This is a genomic window from Streptomyces sp. NBC_01077 (assembly GCF_045162855.1).
Taxonomy (GTDB): domain Bacteria; phylum Actinomycetota; class Actinomycetes; order Streptomycetales; family Streptomycetaceae; genus Streptomyces.
On the sequence record NZ_CP108669.1, the window covers coordinates 270,845 to 288,927 of the forward strand.

Here is an 18,083-nt window from a genome sequence, read left to right on the forward strand (position 1 = left end):
GGCAGCTGGTCTTCCTGCCAATCCCGAGCTGCCTGCGCGCCTTGACCGTGCCCTTACCCGACGCCAGCAGCCGCCAGTACTCAGCCTCAGGGGCCGGCCTCCGCTTCCTTCCCCGCCCCGCCATCGACGCACCCATCATGATCAAAGAGTGCTACGACAAGCGTCAGAGCCCGAGAGCCCCGGGAGGGGGCAAGATGAAAGAGTCGTTGACAACACCGCCGCCCGTGACCTCGCGCAAGTCGAGCAGCATTTCAGCCAACGTGCCCGCCGGGTCGTCGGAGACCGCACCCCGGCCGAGGCATGAGACGCTGGCCAAGCGACTCACCTACTGCTGATTCGAAACGATCACTGGAAACCGCCCCTTGCCGAGCGGGCGCGCCTGCCATTCGGCCACGCCCTCCATCACCGAATCCGTGATCGTCGAGATGGTCTGCTTGGAGACCTCGGCTCCCTGGACGTCTGGCGGAGGTGCGGAGATCTCGCTGCGGGTCAGGCCCCTCGCCGCGAGCGACAGGATAATTCGTCAACGCCGGTCAGCCGGTGTTGGCGCTTCTTGACGATCTGCGGCTCGAAGGTGCCTTCGCGCTACGGTCCCTCGGGCCGACCAAACAACCGCCACATCGCTCAGTGCCCAGGCGCATTGCTGGGAAGCGTCGTGGCAGATGCTGGCATCCGATTCCCGTGCGCTGGCTGAGAATTCCACGCGAACCTGTGGGCGAGCAGGCTCCGCCCTGTGTCGACGAATCCGCGCTGGGCATAGTAGTCGAACAAGTGCCGAACGTCACTTCCATTCGGGGCGATTACCAACTCGACTGCGCTGCAGCCATGCGCAGAGGACCAACGCAAGGAGTCCTTGATCAGCTGACTACCGTAGCCGCGTCCGCGAATGTTTGGCGTCACGTAGAGGTCCTGGAGCTCAGCTACCAGTCCTCCTTCGAGCCCCAAGGTCGTCGTGGTGATCGCGAACCCTAGGATGTCATCACCTTTGGCCTGAACCGCCACTCGAGCGATGGATGAACCGACCAAGACGGCGAGGTTGGCGCGAAGGGTGGATTCCGGTGTGGTGAATCCACCTTCTTCGTAGAACGCGATGGCAAGTTCCAAGACGGACGGAAGATCGTCAAGGACAGCAGTGCGTACAGCCACGGTTCTAAGTCTCCTTTGAAGTGCCACGGGGCGCTTGCCGCTGCCGATTGGTGAGCTCGCCCCGTTCCAGCCAGGGTCGGCGCGAGAAACTGCGTCCCGGGAGTGGGCATGGCGGCGGGGCCTGCGCGCATTAGAGGCTATAGGGCTCTCACCTCGCACAATGGAGTAGCGGTACCCATGCTAAGCCGGGGTGCAGCTCTCACTTCGTGATCTGCACGAAGCAATCCATGGTGGCGCAAATCGCTGAGCGCCCTGACAACAGTCGAGGGCGCTAGATGCGAGAGACAGCTCTGGCCCGCCCGCCTACGCGGAGGCCTCCAGTTGAGCAAGGCAAGGCGGGTGAAGCCGTGCTCAGAATGGCGCCATGCTGGACGCGCCCACTCTGCGGCAACGTGCGCGGGTGGGCACCCGGTAGCCCAGATGCCCACCCTTGCTATACGCAACGCTCCTACGGCGTGACCTTTTCGATCACGACGTGACCCGTGCCAGCGGGCGTGCCATGGGCGTTGAGCAGCTGAACCTCGCCGAAGAACCGGCGTCCTTCGGGGGCGGGGGCGGCTGCAACCACATCGGCAGCTAGCTGGGCTGTTGCACCGTTCGCGAGCACTACGGGCTGCGCATCGTCGACGTTGACGCTGCCGAGAGAGGGCGCGAAGTACACGTCCTGGTAGTCGAACTCCGTCGAACCAGCCGGTACGGCATAGCCCACCACACGGATCGTGTATGTGCCGGCAGCGGGGTTGTCGATGCTGACGGACTCCTCCGAGTCGCCGTCCGCGGACTGTCCCACCAACGTGTCGCCCAGCCAGAGCTCAAGGTCGAGGTCGGCCGCGGCATCCGAGACACCGCCGATGGAGACATCCAGCCTCTCGACGCCGCTCGCGAGAGTGACGGCCGTCTCCTGGGTCTCCTGGTCCTCGATCGATGGACGGGTGACCTTCGCCGAGCCCAGCGGGCCGCCCCTCAGCTTGCCGTTGATGCCGGCGAATCCGTTGCTGACCGTCCACTGGACCTGAGTCGGTGCACCGACGTGAACCTCGGAGAGGGTCTGCACAGCGGGGTCGAAAGCGGCGCCGAGCAGTGTGACGTCAATTCTGAACGGGTTGTCCAGCAGCGGGGATGTGCGGCGGGACTCGACCTCGATCTCCCAGACTCCCGGCTGCGGGTCGCTGTAGGAGCGCTGGTCGGGACGGCAGGTGTTCTCTGGGTTGGTGTAGTTCGGGTAGCAGTTGATCGTGGCGCTGTCCTCGACGCCCACACCGTACGGATGAATGGAGATGAAACGGGTCTGGCTGCTGTCCTTCAGCCCGCCGAGGGCAACCTCCAGAGTCTTGGCGCCCTCCGGAACGGTCACGAAGTACGACTTGTGGCTGTTGCGCTGCACGGAACTGGAGGCCGAGAAGGAGTACCCGGGCTTGGTCAGCTTCTCCGAGACGACAACGGTAGCGAGAACCTGCTTGTCCACACCGGCGGTGGTGGTGTCGTCCAGTTCCAGGATGGCGCTGCGAACTCCCGAAAGAAGTGGGTGCGCACCGACCTTGACGGTGACCGGCGTGTTCAGAGGGAGCTCCACGGAAGGCGCACCGAGCAGCCTGAAGGTGCCGTCGTTGTACTTCCAGCGCATCTCATGACGAACCGGACGGTCCGGCCCGGTCGTGCGGACGACCGTGACGTTGTACGTCTTCTTCTGCCGGACCTTCAGACCGCCCTCGCGATCGTAGATACCGGTACCAAAGCCAGGAGTCTGCAGGAACTCGTCGATCGCGGTGTCGACCGGTGCCATGACCTTGTACTCGTGCGCCGTGGCATGATCCTCTACCGCCGCCCAGGCTCCGACGACGTTGATCAGCCCAGAGCCCTGCTCATGCGCCTTTGCCCCGACGATCCTCTTCGCAGTGCTTGTGAGTGCCGTGCGCAGATCTGCGGGCGAGAGCTCCATACCACGCTGCTTGGCAGCAGAGAGCAGCAGCGCGCTCGCACCAGCGGCCTGAGGCGAGGACATCGAGGTTCCCTGAAGCATGCCGTACCCGGCCGGGAGCTGGTAGCCGGCCTCCTTCACCGGCGCGCCGGGGAGCCAGGTCTGGATGGTGTTGACCGCAGCACCGGGTGCCGTGAGGGTCGGGGTGAAGCCGCCGTCCTCGCGCGGCCCGCGCGAGGAGAAGGGGAACATGGCGTACGAATTCGTCACGACCGAACCGTAGTTGGCGGCCCACGTCTCCTTGGAGACCGCAGCGCCGACGGAGATCACCTTGTCGGCGAGGCCGGGGTCCCCGATCGTGTTGAGACCAGGCCCCTCGTTCCCGGCCGAGATGACCAGCTGAACGCCGTAGGTGTCAATGAGCCGGGAGTAGAGCTCAGCGCGCGCGTTGTTGCCGTCGTTCAGCGCGGGCAGACCGCCGATCGACATGTTGACGATGTCGACACCGCGATTGATGACCAGATCGGCCATGCCCTCGGTGAGTGCGACGTTGGTGCAGCCACCGCTCCACGAGCAGGCGCGGGACGAAACAAGCTTGGCACCGGGTGCGGCGCCGTTCATCTTCCCGCCGAACAGGCCCTTGGCGGCGGTGATGCCGGCCACGTGAGTGCCGTGCTCGGATTCGATGATGCCGACGTTGACGAAGTCGGCCTTCTTGCCCACCCAGGTGCCGCCGAGCGGGTCCATCGGGACGTCCTTGCGGATTTCAATGACGAACGGGATCCGCTCGGCCACCGGGGTCGCCGGGTTGTCCGTGCCGAAGTAGCCGACCTGGTACCCGTCCTTGTACGGCTTCATCGGCACGTTGTCCGTGAAGTCGCCGTTCTGGTCGGTGTCGACCCGTACCGTCCCCGCAGCCGGATCGTAGAGCATGCCGAACCGGTCAGAGGTGTCTCCGTCCCGGTTGACGTCGCCCGCCATGTCACCGGTGGCTGTTATCGATTCACTGAACCGACTGAACTGGTACGAACCGGCAGGGGCCTTCCAGGAAGTGCCTGATGCCGTGAACGTCGGGCCCGTGACAGGCGTTGTTTGAGCCCGCCACGTCCCGTCGTTGTCGGTGATCGGGTCCGTGGCAGTTACCCAGTCGACGATCTTACGCTCGCCGGTGGTGGTCTGCTGCAGGGCAGGGTGGCCCAGATCGACGCCGGAATCCAGGATGCCGATGGTCACGCCGCGGCCGTCGTATCCGGGGTGGCTCTTGACGAACTCCACCGCTCCAGTTTCGAAGGACGGGTTGTAGGGGTTCGCTGCAGGCGTGTCCTTGCCAGGGGCCGGAGAACCGGCTACCGGCAAGGCCAGGAGGGCGTTCTTGGCCCGGTCCGCAGCCGGCGTCGGATCGTCCAGCTCGATCTCGTGGCTGAGGTCGATGCCGTGGACAGCCGAGAGTTTGACAGCCGCCTTGATCGCGGCTTTCGCGCCCTCGGTCGGTAGCGTGGCGCGAACGTAACCGAGCTTGTCATAAACCTGGCCTACGGAACCTCCCTTCACTGCGTCAAGCTGCGCGGCGACCGCCGCAGTGGAACCGGGCGCGGTCGCGACCATCAAGGTGACGGTCTTTTCGCCCTTGGCTTCCGCCTGCGCCAGTAGATCCGCGTCAGCCTTCCCCAGCTTGTCGGATACCGCCTTGAACGGGACGGATCCTGACGGGGCGTCGACTGCTGCAATTGAGAACGCGGGAGTGACGCCGGCGCCGACCAAAGCGGCAACAAGGCTTGCCGCGGCTGCCACAAAACCGCGGCGCCGCCGCCGGGTTATGGATTCCTGGGGTTCGGGGGTCATGTGCATCCCTGCATGTAATGAGAGAACCGGAATCGGTATCGGACGACGGCACCCTTGCCTATCCGTCTTCCCGACAGAAGCCCGTGCGGCAGTACTTGAGTAGCAACTACCCAAGCCGTCTGCGTGGCGCGTTGTCTCCGGCCGTGGATCACGACTGGTGGACGCACAGCGAATCGAGGTCTGTGGCGGGCTTGAAGGACGCATCAGATCGCAGTTTCACCCGTAATCGTCAGGTTGGAACCCTTGTGCATGCCCGCTTTGAAACGCGGCCGTCGGCGAGTCAAGGTCAGCGCTCAAGCGGCGTGACTTTGAACACAGCCCTCGGTAGATGTGGGTTTACACCCAGCCGGTCACGGGGCGCGGCCTGCACCTGCTGTCAGCCTGAGAAGCAGAGTGAGGCGAAACGGCGGGAGACCACTGAGCCGTTTCAGCCGGTGAGTCGTCGGGGTGGGGACGGTCTTGGCGATTGAGCTTCTTCAGCGGTCACTCCAGAGGATGAGTGGCTGGCTGAGGTTGACTGCCCTCTGAGCTGCGGCAGCGCAAAGCTCTCGTGGGCCCAATCGTCACCCGATCGGTGGCCACTCTGAAGAAGCTCATTGATGTGAGGTTGTCGGGGGTGCAGGGTGTCTTTACGGGGGACGCGGGAGGTCTTGGTCGGGGCGGTCGCTCTGTCCACCGGCCGTCTCAGGCGGGAGTGTGCCCGGGCGGCGCATCTCTGCGCGATCGCGGGGTCCTTGCCGGGCCTTGTGCGACGCGGCACCGGCACCGTCTCCGGCTCCCTGGTACGCCTTGCCGGCCAGGACGGGGATGCCGAGCCGGGTACAGGTGGCGGTGATCCGGTGCCAACGGGCCCCGGCCGGATCATGGGCCGGCCCGGCACCTCGAGTGAGATCCACACGAATGTCCCGTCTGGAGCGGTGATGGCCTGAAGGGTCACGCCGTGCCTGCGGTGCTTGCCCGAATCATCGCCCCGGTCACACCCGGCGAGCGTCCCGTCGGGCAGGACATACCGGGGGTTGACGGGTCTCAACGCTGCGGTCAGGCGTGGCGCTCCCGGCCGGCCGGAAGCGCCACGACCATACGGATGCAGGCGTGAGCAGCGCCCGCACCGATGCCGGACCCGACGGCGATGTGCGTTCGTCCTGCGCAGGTACACCAGTCGGCCAGAGCACACCGGGACGGCGGCAGCTTGCACCTGCGGTCGCCCTCACGGGTGACGATCAGCAGCGTGCCCCACTCCACAAGGACCTGCGGGACGTCGAGTGAGTACGACACGACAAGCAACCACAGATCCCCACCGATGAAGAGCCGAGGCCAAACACCTCACTCAACATCCGTGGGGCTCAGCCCACTCCACCCCCACCCGATCAGTGAGCATTTTCAGCGTTGCCTCTCCAGGGTGAGGACCGCGGCGGCGATGTCCGTCGTGCGGTTCGGGCTGCAGCGGCTCCGGCGGAAGATCCGCCAGGACTTCAGGCGGGCGACGCCTCGTTCGACAGGAGCGCGGGCCTGGGCGAGTGCCCGGTTCAGCGTCCGTTCGGTCGGTGACAGTTCGCCGTTGGGCGGGCGGCGGATGGCGGTGGTGACCCAGGAGCCTGCGCCGATGTAGGCGCGGTCGGCGACGATCGGGACGCCCTGGCGTTCGCAGATTCGGATGATGCGGTGGGTGCGTGCGGCGGTCAGATCGTGAGCGCGGCCCGGCAAGGCCGGCATGAGATCCACAGAAGCTGGCCTTGGGGATCGGTGACTATCTGCACGTTCACGCCGTGGCGCCGGTGCTTGTGGGAGTAATCGGCGCGTGCGTCGCCCAGGCGGTCGCACTCGCTGAGGGTGCCGTCCAGGAGCACGTAGTCCGGGTCGTGCTCGCGCAGGGTCTTGAGCAGGCCCGGCGCCCGGTCGGCGAGGAGCCGCACGACGGCGGTGGTGTAGGCGTGGGCGGTGCCTACGGATATGCCGAACCCGGCGGCGATCTGCGCGAGAGTGTCGTGCTTGCGCAGGTAGGCGAGAGCGACGAGGGCGCGCTTGTGCGGCGGGAGCTTGCAGCGGCGGTCACCCTCACGGGTGACGATAAGCATCGTGACCCACTCGACCAGCGCATGAGGCAGGTCGAGTGCGGCAGGATAGGGAACCAACAGGGCTCCTGGGCCGGCAGGTTGAGACTTCGAACACCTCACCCAACGGCCCGGGAGCCCTGTCCGTTGCGGGCGCCAAGGTCATCACCCGATCGGTGGCCACGCTGAAAATGCTCAGTGACCAAATCGAAAATTCTCACTGCGTGGGCCCGTGTCGCTACTTGAGCGAGAGAATTGCGCGATGGATGGAGGCCGGACGGTAAGTGGTGATCCGAAGCACCTGAGATGCGCCGGGCTTGCAATACTGCAGAAATGCCTGGCATCGCAGTCCGCACCGTGGTGGAGATCCGGCGGCTCGCGCAGGCGATGCCCCGTGAGGCGGCAGCCGTCAGCTCCACAAGATCGTCCGGCCCCTGACGTCGCCGTTCGTCAGCATAACCACTAAATCACTGAGCTTCTTCAGAGTGGCCACCGATCGGGTGACGATTGGGCCCACGAGAGCTTTGCGCTGCCGCAGCTCAGAGGGCAGTCAACCTCAGCCAGCCACTCATCCTCTGGAGTGACCGCTGAAGAAGCTCACTGAGCCGAATTTATTGTGATGATCGGCAAGAGCATTTTCAGCTCGATGATCCACGGAAGTGCTTGCAGCGGCAGACGGGGGCTGTGAGCCCGAAGGGGCGGTAGTTGGCCGGCGCCAACTCACCGCGATTGGCTCAGACCTGCTGCGTGACACGCTTCTCCTGCGGGCAACGGTCTCGATGTGTTCGGGGAGCGAGAGTTCGACGCGGAACGCTCATCGGGTATCCGCTCAAGTCCCAGAGGTTGCCGGAGCGCCCATCTGGCACCCATGCTCCGCACATGACAAACTATCTGACGAGACGTCACATGCTAGGTGTTGGCGCTCTCCAGGCGGCCTCGGCATTCGGGTTCACTCGTATCGGCCTTACCGCGGCAGCTGCGGTGGAGCCTGAGGCGACCCAGTACGCTCCCGCTGTCGTCGTCGGCTCTGGCTACGGTGCAGCAGTTGCCGCGCTTCGCCTCGGCGAGGCAGGCGTCGAGACACTGGTCCTCGAGATGGGCCGTCTCTGGAACACGGCAGGCCCGGACGGGAAGGTCTTCTGCGCCACCCGAACACCCGATCGTCGTTCCATGTGGTTCCGTACTCGCACCGAGGCGCCCCTCGCCACTTTCCTGTGGCTGGATGTCGTCAACAAGGACATCAACCCCTATCCAGGAGTCCTCGATCGTGTCCGCTACTCCGACATGTCTGTGTTCATGGGCCGTGGTGTGGGAGGGGGATCACTTGTCAACGGCGGCATGGCGGTGACCCCGAAGCGCTCATATTTCTCCGAAGTGCTGCCTCAGGTCAATGCTGCACAGATGTATGAGACCTGGTTCCCCAAAGCGCGCCAAATGCTGGGCGTCAATACCGTGGATCCGTCATGGTTCAACTCCACGAATTGGTATCGCTTCTCACGCGTCTCCCGCAAGCATGCAGAGAGAGCAGGGCTAAATACTGTCTTTGTCCCCAGCGTCTACGACTTTGCTTACATGCAGCGCGAGGCGGCGGGCCTTGCGGTCAAATCTGCCCTCGCCGGCGAGGTCATCTATGGCAACAATCATGGTAAGCGCAGCCTCGATAAGACGTACCTGGCTGCGGCTCTGGGCACTGGAAATGTCACGATCCGGACCATGAGTCGAGTCAGAGGTGTGCGGAGAGAGCCAGACGGTACCTATGTACTGACTGTCGACCGGACTGACGACCATGGACGGGTCGTGGCCACTACCGAAGTCGGCTGTCGTCAGTTGTTTCTCGGCGCGGGAAGCCTCGGGACTACCGAGATTCTTCTGCGTGCACGCGACAGGGGCACTCTGCCTGACCTGAGCCTGGAGGTTGGCCGAGGGTGGGGAGGCAACGGCAACGTCATGACTGCCCGTGCTAACCATCTCTGGGACACGGTAGGAAAGAACCAAGCGACGATGCCTGTCATGGGCATTGACGACTGGTCAAATCCCACACACCCGGTATTCGCAGAGATTGCGCCTCTACCGATGGGGTTCGAGCACTGGATCAGCCTTTACCTTGCTATCACAAAGAACCCTGAACGAGGCACTATCGCTTACGATTCTGCATCCGACACCGCAAGACTGCAATGGCGTCGGTCCCAGAATCAACCGTCCGTAACCGCTGCAAAGTCGCTTTTCGACCGCATCAACCGAGCGAACGCAACTATTTACCGGTACGATCTGTTTGGCGAGAATAAGACTTTCGCCGATGATTTTACCTATCACCCTCTGGGTGGTTGTGTCCTCGGCCGTGCGACCGACAATTATGGCCGCGTCAAAGGGTCGCCGCGGCTGTACGTGACCGACGGGTCACTCATCCCAGGTTCCCTCGGAGTGAACCCGTTTGTCACGATCACTGCTCTCGCCGAACGGAATATGGCGAGAGTTCTGGCGCAAGACGAAATGGACTGACGCCAGCACTCCGAGCTGCTGCAGATGCCGGGTACGAGCGAGATCCGCTTGAATCCGCTCTACGCGATCCGTTCCCGAGCCGCATGCGAAATGACCGGTGAATCGAGATGTTCGATGCCCCGCAGCGTCGTAGTGGCGCTGCGGGGCGCCATGCACAGTGAGCAAGATGGGATTCGAACCCACACGTCTCGAGGACTGCGGATTTTAAGTCCGCCGCGTCTGCCTTTCCGCCACTTGCCCAAGCTTTTCCCAACATGAGCCCTCGCATGCGACGGCTCATGAGCAGTCAGTGCTTACTTAGCCCTTCCTCGATGCCTGAGAGCCTGTTGGCTGCCAGCACGACCGGAATGCCGGTGCCGGCGTCTGTAAGTTCCACCAAAGGCTCAGGCAGTGCGGTCCCGTCTCGCGGCTCGGCGTGACGGGCCTCCGGTCGAGCAAATACCCATGTAGTCCACTGCGGTGGGCGAGGCCGTGTAGTACGCGCGGACGACACCAGCCTCGGCCAGCCCGTCCTGGCAGCGTGGGCACGGGCGGGCAAGGAGAGAGGCCCCGTCGGAAGCAACCCGAGCAACGTAGATGATCGCCCCGGCGGCGTGGCGCACTCGCCTGAGGACAGCCTCTTCCGCATGGAATGTGGCATGCCGGAAATCGATCATCGGGTCATTGCGGCGAAGGTTTGGTGAGGCTGCCATAACACGCCGTCCTGCCACCAGTACTGCCCCCACCCTGTGGCGGCAGTCGGAACGCAGAGCCTGGCGTATTGCCAGATCGATCATTGACATGGCGATGCGGACGTCCGTTCTGCAGTGACAGCGGATACGTTCCTTGCCACAGTGATCTGGCCTGCCGTCCTGGCGCCTGAGTAGTCACTACTTGGACAATTCCGACGAATCGTACGTCTAGGATGCGACCATGCGCTTCTCTTGCCTCGGCATCACGGTCGTGTCCGAGACGCCGACGAGGAGCCCTGCGAGCTTGCCTACCCGCTTTCGCCCTCACGTGGTCCGAGTCGAGATCGAGCAGGCCGACGTCGTCGAGGCGGGCGGGATCTCCTTGCACAGTCGGCTCTGCGCTCTGGCCCGCCGCCGGATCAGGAACCGCGGCAAGCCAGCGATGCCAAGACTTGGAAGCGGGACGACGGAGCCCGTCAGCAGCCGGACACCAACACGTGGGTGATCTCGGCGAACGACGCTCGCCAGAGGTGTTCCACCTTCCAACACCCCGCGGCCACCTAATCCCGTATGCCGATCTGAACGATCACCTCACGAGGTAGAGCCCGGCCCTGCTCCGCTCTTCGCCCGCTTGGTGGCTTCGGTCCCTTGAGCGCATGCGGGCTGCCAACCACCCAGTCGGCTGGAAGTCTCTGCAGATTCAGCGCCCGACCGGCGGGGCGTAGACAGAGCGCAGGCTTGTCCCCGGACTCGGCAACGAACCTGCCCAAGGCCGCGGTCCGGGATCTCCCGAGCCCAGGCTCTTGGCCGAGACAGCACCTGGCTGACCTTGAAGGAAAGGGCCGACCCAAGTGCAGGTCGGGATCCCAGTGAGGTGTGCATGCCAGGCTGTTAGTGACCTGGGTCAGAGCGGCGGCATTGAGCCGTGGCCTTGTCGAGGATTTTCGTCAGCTGCCTTCCTCCAGGCGAACGGCCGCGGCTGGTCTTTCCGGTCAGCGAGCGAGGCCCGGATGTCACGCTCGAGCGCTCGGAGCCGTGAACTCCATGCCTGAGCCTCTTCTGAGTGAGCTCGGCGAATCACCGCTCGACCAGGTTCAGCCACGAGGCACTCTTGGGCGTGAAAGTGCAGATGGAACCCGCCGATGCGCCATGTCAGTGACTCTTGGGCTGACGGTGCCTGTCCCTGCTGAACGCAAGAGGATCGCGACGCTACGCAAGCGCCGCCTGGGCATAGGCGAGGTCGCTTCCCGTTTAGGCAGGACTCCGTAGGCAGGCGAAACTCAGGCTCGATGCGGAGCTTCGTTCCGAGGTCCAGGGCCAAGCTCGACCTGGAGTGGGGCCCCGAGCAGATCGTCGGCCACCTGGCACGCGCTGTCGCCGGAGAATCCAGAACGGCACCTGTGCCAACGAGCCATCCATGGTGGGAGTGGCTGAGCGTCTCGGATATCGAATCGGTGGCGGATGCCCCGCTGGCCGCAGTCGACGGCCCAGGCCCTCCAACCCGTTCGACAATAGTCCGCATGCCCCGAAGAGGTTCAGCCTGGCCCGGCCGGAGCCACTCCCGTTTGGAGAACCTACCTTCGCCATCAACTTGACCCGGCCCTGAAGGGCCGGGCTTGGAGGTAGTGCCCAACTGGCTGCTGGGTGAGCTCCAGACACCCCTATGGGGTGGCAGGGACACCACATCCGCAAGTACCTATGAGGCGCACACTTCTGGTCCCCGTCCTGCTTCGCGGCCTCCTGCGGCGGTGCGCCGCTCGCGGTGGTGCAGGAGTACATCGAGAATCAGAAGCGCCCCGGCTGAGGTCGACGGTGATGACCCGTGCGCCAGTGCGGGTCACAGCAGCCCAGAGAAGCGATTCCTCCCGGGCCTGAAGGCCCGGGGTTCCTCGCTAGGACCCGCTGAAAGCCCCCGCTCCCGGAAGACTCAGGCCAGCGGATTCCTCTCGGCCCGCACTCATGCTCGGGCCTTCTGGCCAGTCTGGGTCTCCCGATAGCGGAAGTTCGAATAATCACTCGCTTCCAACAGCGAAGATGTCGGATGCGATCAGGACTGAGTCACCGACATCCCGTCGATGATTGAGTAGAAAACAGACTTCTGCTGCTTAGTCCGCGAAGCTTCACTCTTGGCCACCAGGTTCTCGAGAGTGTTGCGCACCACAGCGATGCTGACATTGCGCTCGGGGTGAGCCTCCGAAACCGCAGCAGCGACCTCGGCTGCGGACCGCGGCCCCTCGTGCTCGGCCAGATGCATGCTGACAAGCTCACGAAGAGGCAGGCTGCCATCCGCGCGACGGTACTTGGCCCGCTTCTTGGGGGAGCCCGTCTCCTTGACGGGGTTTCCTGCGCCGTTGACTGCCGAAGCCGGCGCGCGGCCACCCTCGGCAGGCTTGACGTGCCCGTTGCTTCCGTTGGCTTCACCGTCCCTGCCTGCGGCTGAGAGCGAGTTCGAGAGGGACTGCTCCATGTGTACGAGCAGTGTGTGGTCGTTCTGGAGAGCCAGCAACTGATCCTTGAGTGCGGTCAGTTGCGAGCTGATCTCTTCCTGCTCTCGAGTGTTGCGCTCCAAGTCCGCGGCGATCTGCGTGGCGTAGTGCGACTTGATTCCGATGGCGTCGGCGGAGAACTTGGGCATGATGGCCGCTCCCTGGTAGACGTGATGACAGGTAGATGCTACTCACATTCTCTACCAGACGCTTTACTGTTGTTCCACCGAACTGCAGAGATTCGCTGGGCGCACCTACCTCGGCGCGCTCTGAAACACCTTCAGCGTGGCTCTCGCCGTCACCGAAGACCGGTCCCCAAGGCTCCGTCGCTGAAGTCCATGGGGTCTCTACGGCTCGGCATTGGCTGAGGTGAGGAGCTTGGGGCTCTGCATGGCCAAGACGTCCCGGATCTAGGCACTGGACCGCTCTCAGGCGGCCCTGCCGAGGATGCCGGGCATGCCCGAGCGGCGCATCCACGACCATCCGAGGCCCGGTGGGCACCAACCTCTTCGCGGCCCTCAGCATCGCCGATGGCACCGTCATCCGTGAACTCCACCGCCATCGAGTTCAAGAAGTTCCTGGTGAACGCGGATCAAGCGGACCCGCGACCTTGACGTGCACCTGGTCTGAGACGACTATGCCACCCACAACATATGGAGATCAGAACGTGGCTGGCCAAGCATCCCCCACTTCCGCATCCGCTTCACGCCCCCATGGATCGTCCTGGATCAGCCAGGTCGAGCGGTGGATTCGGCCTACTGACCTACAAGCTCATCCGCCGTGGTGTCCACACCTCGATGCAGCCACTCAAAGATTCCATCCGGGTTTGGATCGAGACCAGGAACCAGGACCCGAAGCTCTTCACCTGGACAAAGTCCGCCGAGGGGATCCTCAAATTCCTCACCAAGATCACCCCAGCAGCCACCGATATCCAGACGCAGGCTTTAGACCGTGCCCCATGTAGTGAGGCGGTCGTTGAAACCGACATAGGGCGGGGTACGTGGAGTTGGATTGTTCCGGACGGGCTGTGGGAGATCAGCGAGCCGTTGCACCCACCCTCTCGGATGCGGCCACAGGGTGGCGGAATACGGGACACACCTGATGAGGCACTGTTCGCCGCGATCATCTACGTGTTGGTGTCCGGCTGCGCCTGGCGGCCACGCTTCGGTATGTCGAAGTCGACAGCCCATCGCCGGTTCCTGATCTGGTCGCGGGCCCGCGTGAGGGGCCGACTCCACGAGGAGATCCTGCACCGCCTCGGCCACGCCGGCCTGCCCGCCTCTCCCGTGCGGTCCTCGACTCCGCACACGGCCGGGCGAAAGAAAGGGGGCAAACTCACAGGTCCGTCCGAGCCCCGTGAACCTGGGCAAGCCGGGTACCAGGACGCACCTCCTGCCGGACGCGAACGGACTGCCCCTCCTCATCAACGTCCCGGCCGCCAGTATCCACGACAGCCAAGCTCTGAAGCTCATGGCGCTTGGTCACCAACCGGGACGCGCCCTGCGACATACTCCAACTCGGAAATGACTCCGCGGCAAACGCACCGGTGTCCCCACCGCCTGCAAGGGCGCCGAGTCATCAGAACGGCTCGGACGCCGCGGCCGGGCGATCGAGCGGACCATGTCCCGGCCCACCGGCCACCGCCGCCTCAACCACCGCTGGTTCTGTCTGGCAAACGATCTCGGGTGGGTTCGCGGAGCCAGAGGATGAGCGAGGCGAGGTGGACTCCGGCTTTGTACCAAGTGGCCATTTTGCCGAAGCGGGTGGCGATCGCGCGGAACTGCTTGAGACGGCCGAAGCAACATTCGATTACGTTGCGGGCCCCTGTAGAGCTCTCGGTCGAAGGCCGGCGGCCTGCCCGCGCAGTATCCGATTGGCCTTCTGGTCCGACCGCTCCGGGATCACCGTCCGGATGCCCCGACCGCGCAGGGACTGACGGATCGCCCTGGACGAGTACGCCTAATGGGAGGCGAAGGCTGGCGGATGTTGGCCTTCGTGGGCGCGAGTGGAGCCTTTGAGTATGCCCGGGCCTGAGACGCTGATACGTCGGGACGAGTGCTGGTGGCGGGCTTGCAGGCGGGCTTCGTGGAGGGGTGGGCTGGTCTTGTTGGCTTTCCTGGGTGGTGTGATGGCCTGACCGGGGTGGTCGCGTCTGAGGCCGGAATAGCCGTCGTCCAGGAGTGCTTCCTCGTCGGGAAAGTGCTGATAGCAGACGGCGATGCCTTCACTGCGTGTGGCGGTCGCGTCATGCATGCGCCCTGGCCGCAGGGCATCGGTCCAGAGCATGCGCCCCCGGGCGTCGGCAATAACTATGGCTTTCACCGTGTTCTGCCTCTTCTATCCCGGGACGGATGCGCGCCTGCCGCCGCAGCCGGCTGCGGGCTGGCGGACCCCGGACTTCGGTAGCGTCCAGACGCAGCTCGACACCCTCGGCCTGGGCATAGGCGAACACGTCAGCCAGGGCCCGGAGCCGCAGCCCAGGACGGTCGGGGACCGTGCATCCACGCTCGGCGAGAAGCCCGCGTATCTCACCGGTCGCGCGGGTGATCGTGGAACGGCCGACACCGGACAGCAGACCCAGGACCGCGTGCGGCAGATCGTGCCGCAGACGGATCAGCGTGGCCACCAGCCGGTCGACGGACACCAGCTGGTTCTGGGCGCCGGAACCTGCCACACGCTTCCTGACACCACCGCGTACTTCGTGACGACGCCCCTCGGCCACGGCCTGCCACGGACCAGCCAACTCCTCAAGCAGAGAAACGAGATGGCGCCGGGAGATCCCCCGTGAACACCCGATGCGCGAGAACCATCCGGTTGACCATGATCGCCACATCCCGATCATGCCACCACGCAGCGGCCACACCACCAGCCGCCGCTATCACACACCAGCTCGTTAGAAAGTCGCTCAGGGGTCAGCTTTCACGCCTCGACAACAGGCGTAGAGGGCGAGGTCGGTAGCTTTCGGCAGGTACTCCCGCAGAAGTCCCTTCGGATTCTCATTCGTGCCGCGCTGCCAGGGTGAGTGGGACTCGCGGGATGGGATTCGGAATCCGGTCAGCTCCTCTGCCTCCTGGTGAAGGTGGAGCTCGCGGCCCTGGCCCCAGGTCAGGGGTTCCACGCAGAGAGGCGGGCAGCCGGCGGTTGCCCGGCGAGCGCGTCGCGTATCTTCGGGGCTTTCCAGCCGTGGGGCAGCTGGATGAGGCGGGTTGAAGGGCTGCCCGACGCCGTCAGCGAGGTCTGGCCCCACACCGTCGTCCAAATCTGCGCGTCCGCCTGCTGCGGCATCGGTTCCGCTATGCCGGCCTCCAGAGCCGGGGCCAGGTCGCCAAGACCCCCAAGCCTGGCTGCACCGCACCGACCGATGACGCCGCCACCAGCAGCTTCCTCAAGTTCTGTGAGGATGCGGGACAGAAGCGCCCGGCCATCGTCCAATCGCGGGGAAGATGCCTGGGGCGATTTCGTACCGTTCCCGCAGTTCGATGCAGAGATCCGCCGGATCGTCTGCAAACCTATGCGATCAATTCCCGTCAACGCGAAGGTCCGCCGGGTGGTTACACCGTCTACTGGACAGACCGCCCCGCGACCTTCCGGTGAGCCTCTGCCGAATATCAGGAAGGATCCTCGGAGACGGATCGACGTCAGGCGGTTGAGGGCAAGGCTGGTCCGCAGCGTCGGGTGGACAGCGGGTCGCCGAGCTGGACTGCGGCCTTGTTTCCCCATCTCCTGGCTTTCAAGCACAAGATCGGGAGATCCGCCAAACCACCCGCATCGGGCCTAGATCATCGCGTCGACGCCTGGGGATGGAGGTGATTCCGGGCACTGAGTTCGTTGCCGGCGCGGGCGACTTGACTGACCATCAGTCGCATATCTGATTACCATTTCAGTTTGGGCTGCAGTCCGGGACTGCCACCGCCTGGATGGCACCTACGATCGGCCCCAGCCGACCAACGGTATGCGGCATGTACTTTTCCCTTCTGTACTCCAGCGCGATCGGCCCGGACGCCTCTCCCCCGGTTTCGAGACATCAGCCATCGGAGTCTCCCGTTTGAGTGCGGGCGCCGTTCCCATTCATCCACGACCGCACGTACGAGGCGATTTCCGCCCCGTCACGTACCCACCTGACGTGGTCGGCCTTCCCTCCCTCCCTCGGTTCGTAGTGCCACCGCTCGACCCGTGAAGTCGGCAGCTTGGAGCAGAGACGGTCCACGGCAGCTGGCGGCGCCAGGGAGTCGCCAGACAGTGATATCGCGAGAGTGGGCAGGCCGCCACCATTCGCCAGCAGCCGCTCGTAGTCGATATCCGATCCTTCTGGACGGAAACTGCCGGTGCGCGCGGTGCGCGCCCAGTCGCGCATCAAACGTGCGGGCTGTCTGCCGGCGAACCCCAGAAGGTGTCCCGGCCAATAGCCCAGAAGCGTTGCAACACCGGCAATGAACTGAGTACCCAGTAGGACTTTGAGCCGTGCTAGTCCGCTGAAACCGCGATAGTCCACCGATCCGGAGGCAACCAGTACCAGTCCATCGACCTCGTTCTTGGCCAGCGCACTGTAGTGGAGGGAGATCTGCCCACCGATGCTGTGGCCCAGCAGGAATAGGCGTGCTTCGGGCCCAAAGCGCTCGCTCGTCCAGGCGACCAGCGAGGGCCAGTCCCGGGAGGCGAGAAGGTGGTATCCGTGTCGGGTGGTCCGGCCGGCTCGCGGGGCACTGTCGCCCTGGCCTCTCATGTCGGCAACCACCACTGCCACACCTGTCTCTGCTATGAGCTCACAGAACGGTGTGTAGTAGTCCGCTCTCACCCCCAGCGCGGGGCACACGAGCAGCACGGCCTCTGGGTCTCCGGGCGGAAGAGTGACAGTAGCTGCCAGGTATCCACCTCCCGAGGATTCGATCATCACCTTCTCTGCTGAGTTCATCGCCAGCCGCCTTCATCGTTGACGAGCGGGGAGACGTGCACCCCTCGTGTCGTGCAGTCAGTCATGCTCAGCTCTCCCTCGCAGTCGGCGGGCCCTGGTCTCGGACGGAATCGGGGCTTCATAACGGGTTCGAAGACCATCGGAACATAGCGCACCTCTCACCCCATTTAACAGAATTGTTAGGCAAATCATTGATCATCGGGTGATGGTTCTCGGATAAGTCACAGCTCAATATGTCTACCGTCGCGGTCATGGCCGAGGCTTCGCAACGTCGACTCATGGCCGAAGCGGGAATGCACCCTCCCCGCGCAGGGTTCCGCATCTCCACACTCAGTCGAGCCGACCGTCCGCAGCAATCTTGCGAAGCGGGCAGCGGATTCAAGTCGCGCCACCTGCTGCCGGACAGTGCACCAGCGCTGGCCTTGTCACTGCCGAACAGGCTTACGGTGTAGTCGAGTTGCTGGGGGGTGCGATCGGGTGCAATGGACGGCATCCAAGATGGCATCGCGCCGGACTCGACTCCGATTGCTCAAGTCCCACTGTCTGTCTCTCAGTGTG

The 18,083-nt window shown here is 64.2% G+C and carries 6 protein-coding genes, 1 tRNA gene and 8 pseudogenes; 4 read left to right on the plus strand and 11 right to left on the minus strand.

The window, feature by feature from the left end; all coding sequences use genetic code 11:
• Window positions 1-367 precede the first annotated feature (367 nt).
• From OG462_RS01230 to OG462_RS01250, 5 genes and pseudogenes are all read right to left on the minus strand, one after another.
• Window positions 368-585: pseudogene (locus OG462_RS01230) on the minus strand (transposase); the annotation flags it as partial.
• A 39-nt stretch (window positions 586-624) separates the two neighbouring features.
• Window positions 625-1,146: a GNAT family N-acetyltransferase gene (locus OG462_RS01235; protein WP_406053713.1), complete on the minus strand. Its 522-nt coding sequence runs from the start codon at window positions 1,144-1,146 to the stop codon at window positions 625-627.
• Between the two features lie 448 nt (window positions 1,147-1,594).
• Window positions 1,595-4,906, minus strand: coding sequence for a S8 family serine peptidase (locus OG462_RS01240; protein ID WP_406053715.1), 3,312 nt, complete (start codon window positions 4,904-4,906; stop codon window positions 1,595-1,597).
• A 607-nt stretch (window positions 4,907-5,513) separates the two neighbouring features.
• Window positions 5,514-6,190, minus strand: a pseudogene (locus tag OG462_RS01245) (transposase family protein); the annotation flags it as partial.
• Between the two features lie 96 nt (window positions 6,191-6,286).
• Window positions 6,287-7,038, minus strand: a pseudogene (locus OG462_RS01250) (transposase family protein).
• A 798-nt stretch (window positions 7,039-7,836) separates the two neighbouring features.
• Between OG462_RS01250 and OG462_RS01255 the strand changes: the two are divergent.
• A complete protein-coding gene (locus tag OG462_RS01255) occupies window positions 7,837-9,456 on the plus strand; it encodes a GMC oxidoreductase (protein WP_406053717.1) in 1,620 nt (539 codons plus the stop codon).
• A 158-nt stretch (window positions 9,457-9,614) separates the two neighbouring features.
• Here OG462_RS01255 and OG462_RS01260 read toward each other — a convergent pair.
• Window positions 9,615-9,696, minus strand: a tRNA-Leu gene (locus tag OG462_RS01260).
• Window positions 9,697-9,839: 143 nt separating this feature from the next.
• Entirely contained in the window at window positions 9,840-10,238 is a 399-nt protein-coding gene (locus tag OG462_RS01265) for a hypothetical protein (protein WP_406053719.1), read from the minus strand.
• Between the two features lie 1,603 nt (window positions 10,239-11,841).
• On the opposite strand from OG462_RS01265, the pseudogene OG462_RS01270 reads away from it, so the two are divergent.
• Window positions 11,842-11,931 (plus strand): annotated as a pseudogene (locus OG462_RS01270) (IS200/IS605 family transposase); the annotation flags it as partial.
• Window positions 11,932-12,174: 243 nt separating this feature from the next.
• On the opposite strand, the gene OG462_RS01275 reads toward OG462_RS01270, so the two are convergent.
• Window positions 12,175-12,762, minus strand: coding sequence for a hypothetical protein (locus tag OG462_RS01275; protein ID WP_406053721.1), 588 nt, complete (start codon window positions 12,760-12,762; stop codon window positions 12,175-12,177).
• 837 nt (window positions 12,763-13,599) lie between these two features.
• Between OG462_RS01275 and OG462_RS01280 the strand changes: the two are divergent.
• Window positions 13,600-14,101, plus strand: a pseudogene (locus OG462_RS01280) (transposase); the annotation flags it as partial.
• 30 nt (window positions 14,102-14,131) lie between these two features.
• Window positions 14,132-14,275 (plus strand): annotated as a pseudogene (locus OG462_RS01285) (IS5/IS1182 family transposase); the annotation flags it as partial.
• On the opposite strand, the pseudogene OG462_RS01290 reads toward OG462_RS01285, so the two are convergent.
• The 3 genes and pseudogenes from OG462_RS01290 to OG462_RS01300 all read right to left on the minus strand — a co-directional run.
• Window positions 14,262-14,572: pseudogene (locus OG462_RS01290) on the minus strand (transposase); the annotation flags it as partial. The pseudogenes OG462_RS01285 and OG462_RS01290 sit on opposite strands and share 14 nt — an antisense overlap.
• A 75-nt stretch (window positions 14,573-14,647) precedes the next feature.
• Window positions 14,648-15,435 (minus strand): annotated as a pseudogene (locus tag OG462_RS01295) (transposase family protein); the annotation flags it as partial.
• A 1,202-nt stretch (window positions 15,436-16,637) separates the two neighbouring features.
• Window positions 16,638-17,525, minus strand: a complete 888-nt coding sequence (locus tag OG462_RS01300; protein WP_406053723.1) for an alpha/beta fold hydrolase — start codon at window positions 17,523-17,525, stop codon at window positions 16,638-16,640.
• Between the last annotated feature and the right edge of the window lie 558 nt (window positions 17,526-18,083).

What these genes read in the sequence shown, in the direction of transcription:
- OG462_RS01255 (WP_406053717.1), top strand. Translation starts at nt 7,837, where the DNA reads ATGACAAACTATCTGACGAGACGTCACATGCTAGGTGTTGGCGCTCTC.
- OG462_RS01300 (WP_406053723.1), bottom strand. Translation starts at nt 17,525, where the DNA reads ATGAACTCAGCAGAGAAGGTGATGATCGAATCCTCGGGAGGTGGATAC.
- OG462_RS01240 (WP_406053715.1), bottom strand. Translation starts at nt 4,906, where the DNA reads ATGACCCCCGAACCCCAGGAATCCATAACCCGGCGGCGGCGCCGCGGT.
- OG462_RS01265 (WP_406053719.1), bottom strand. Translation starts at nt 10,238, where the DNA reads ATGTCAATGATCGATCTGGCAATACGCCAGGCTCTGCGTTCCGACTGC.
- OG462_RS01275 (WP_406053721.1), bottom strand. Translation starts at nt 12,762, where the DNA reads ATGCCCAAGTTCTCCGCCGACGCCATCGGAATCAAGTCGCACTACGCC.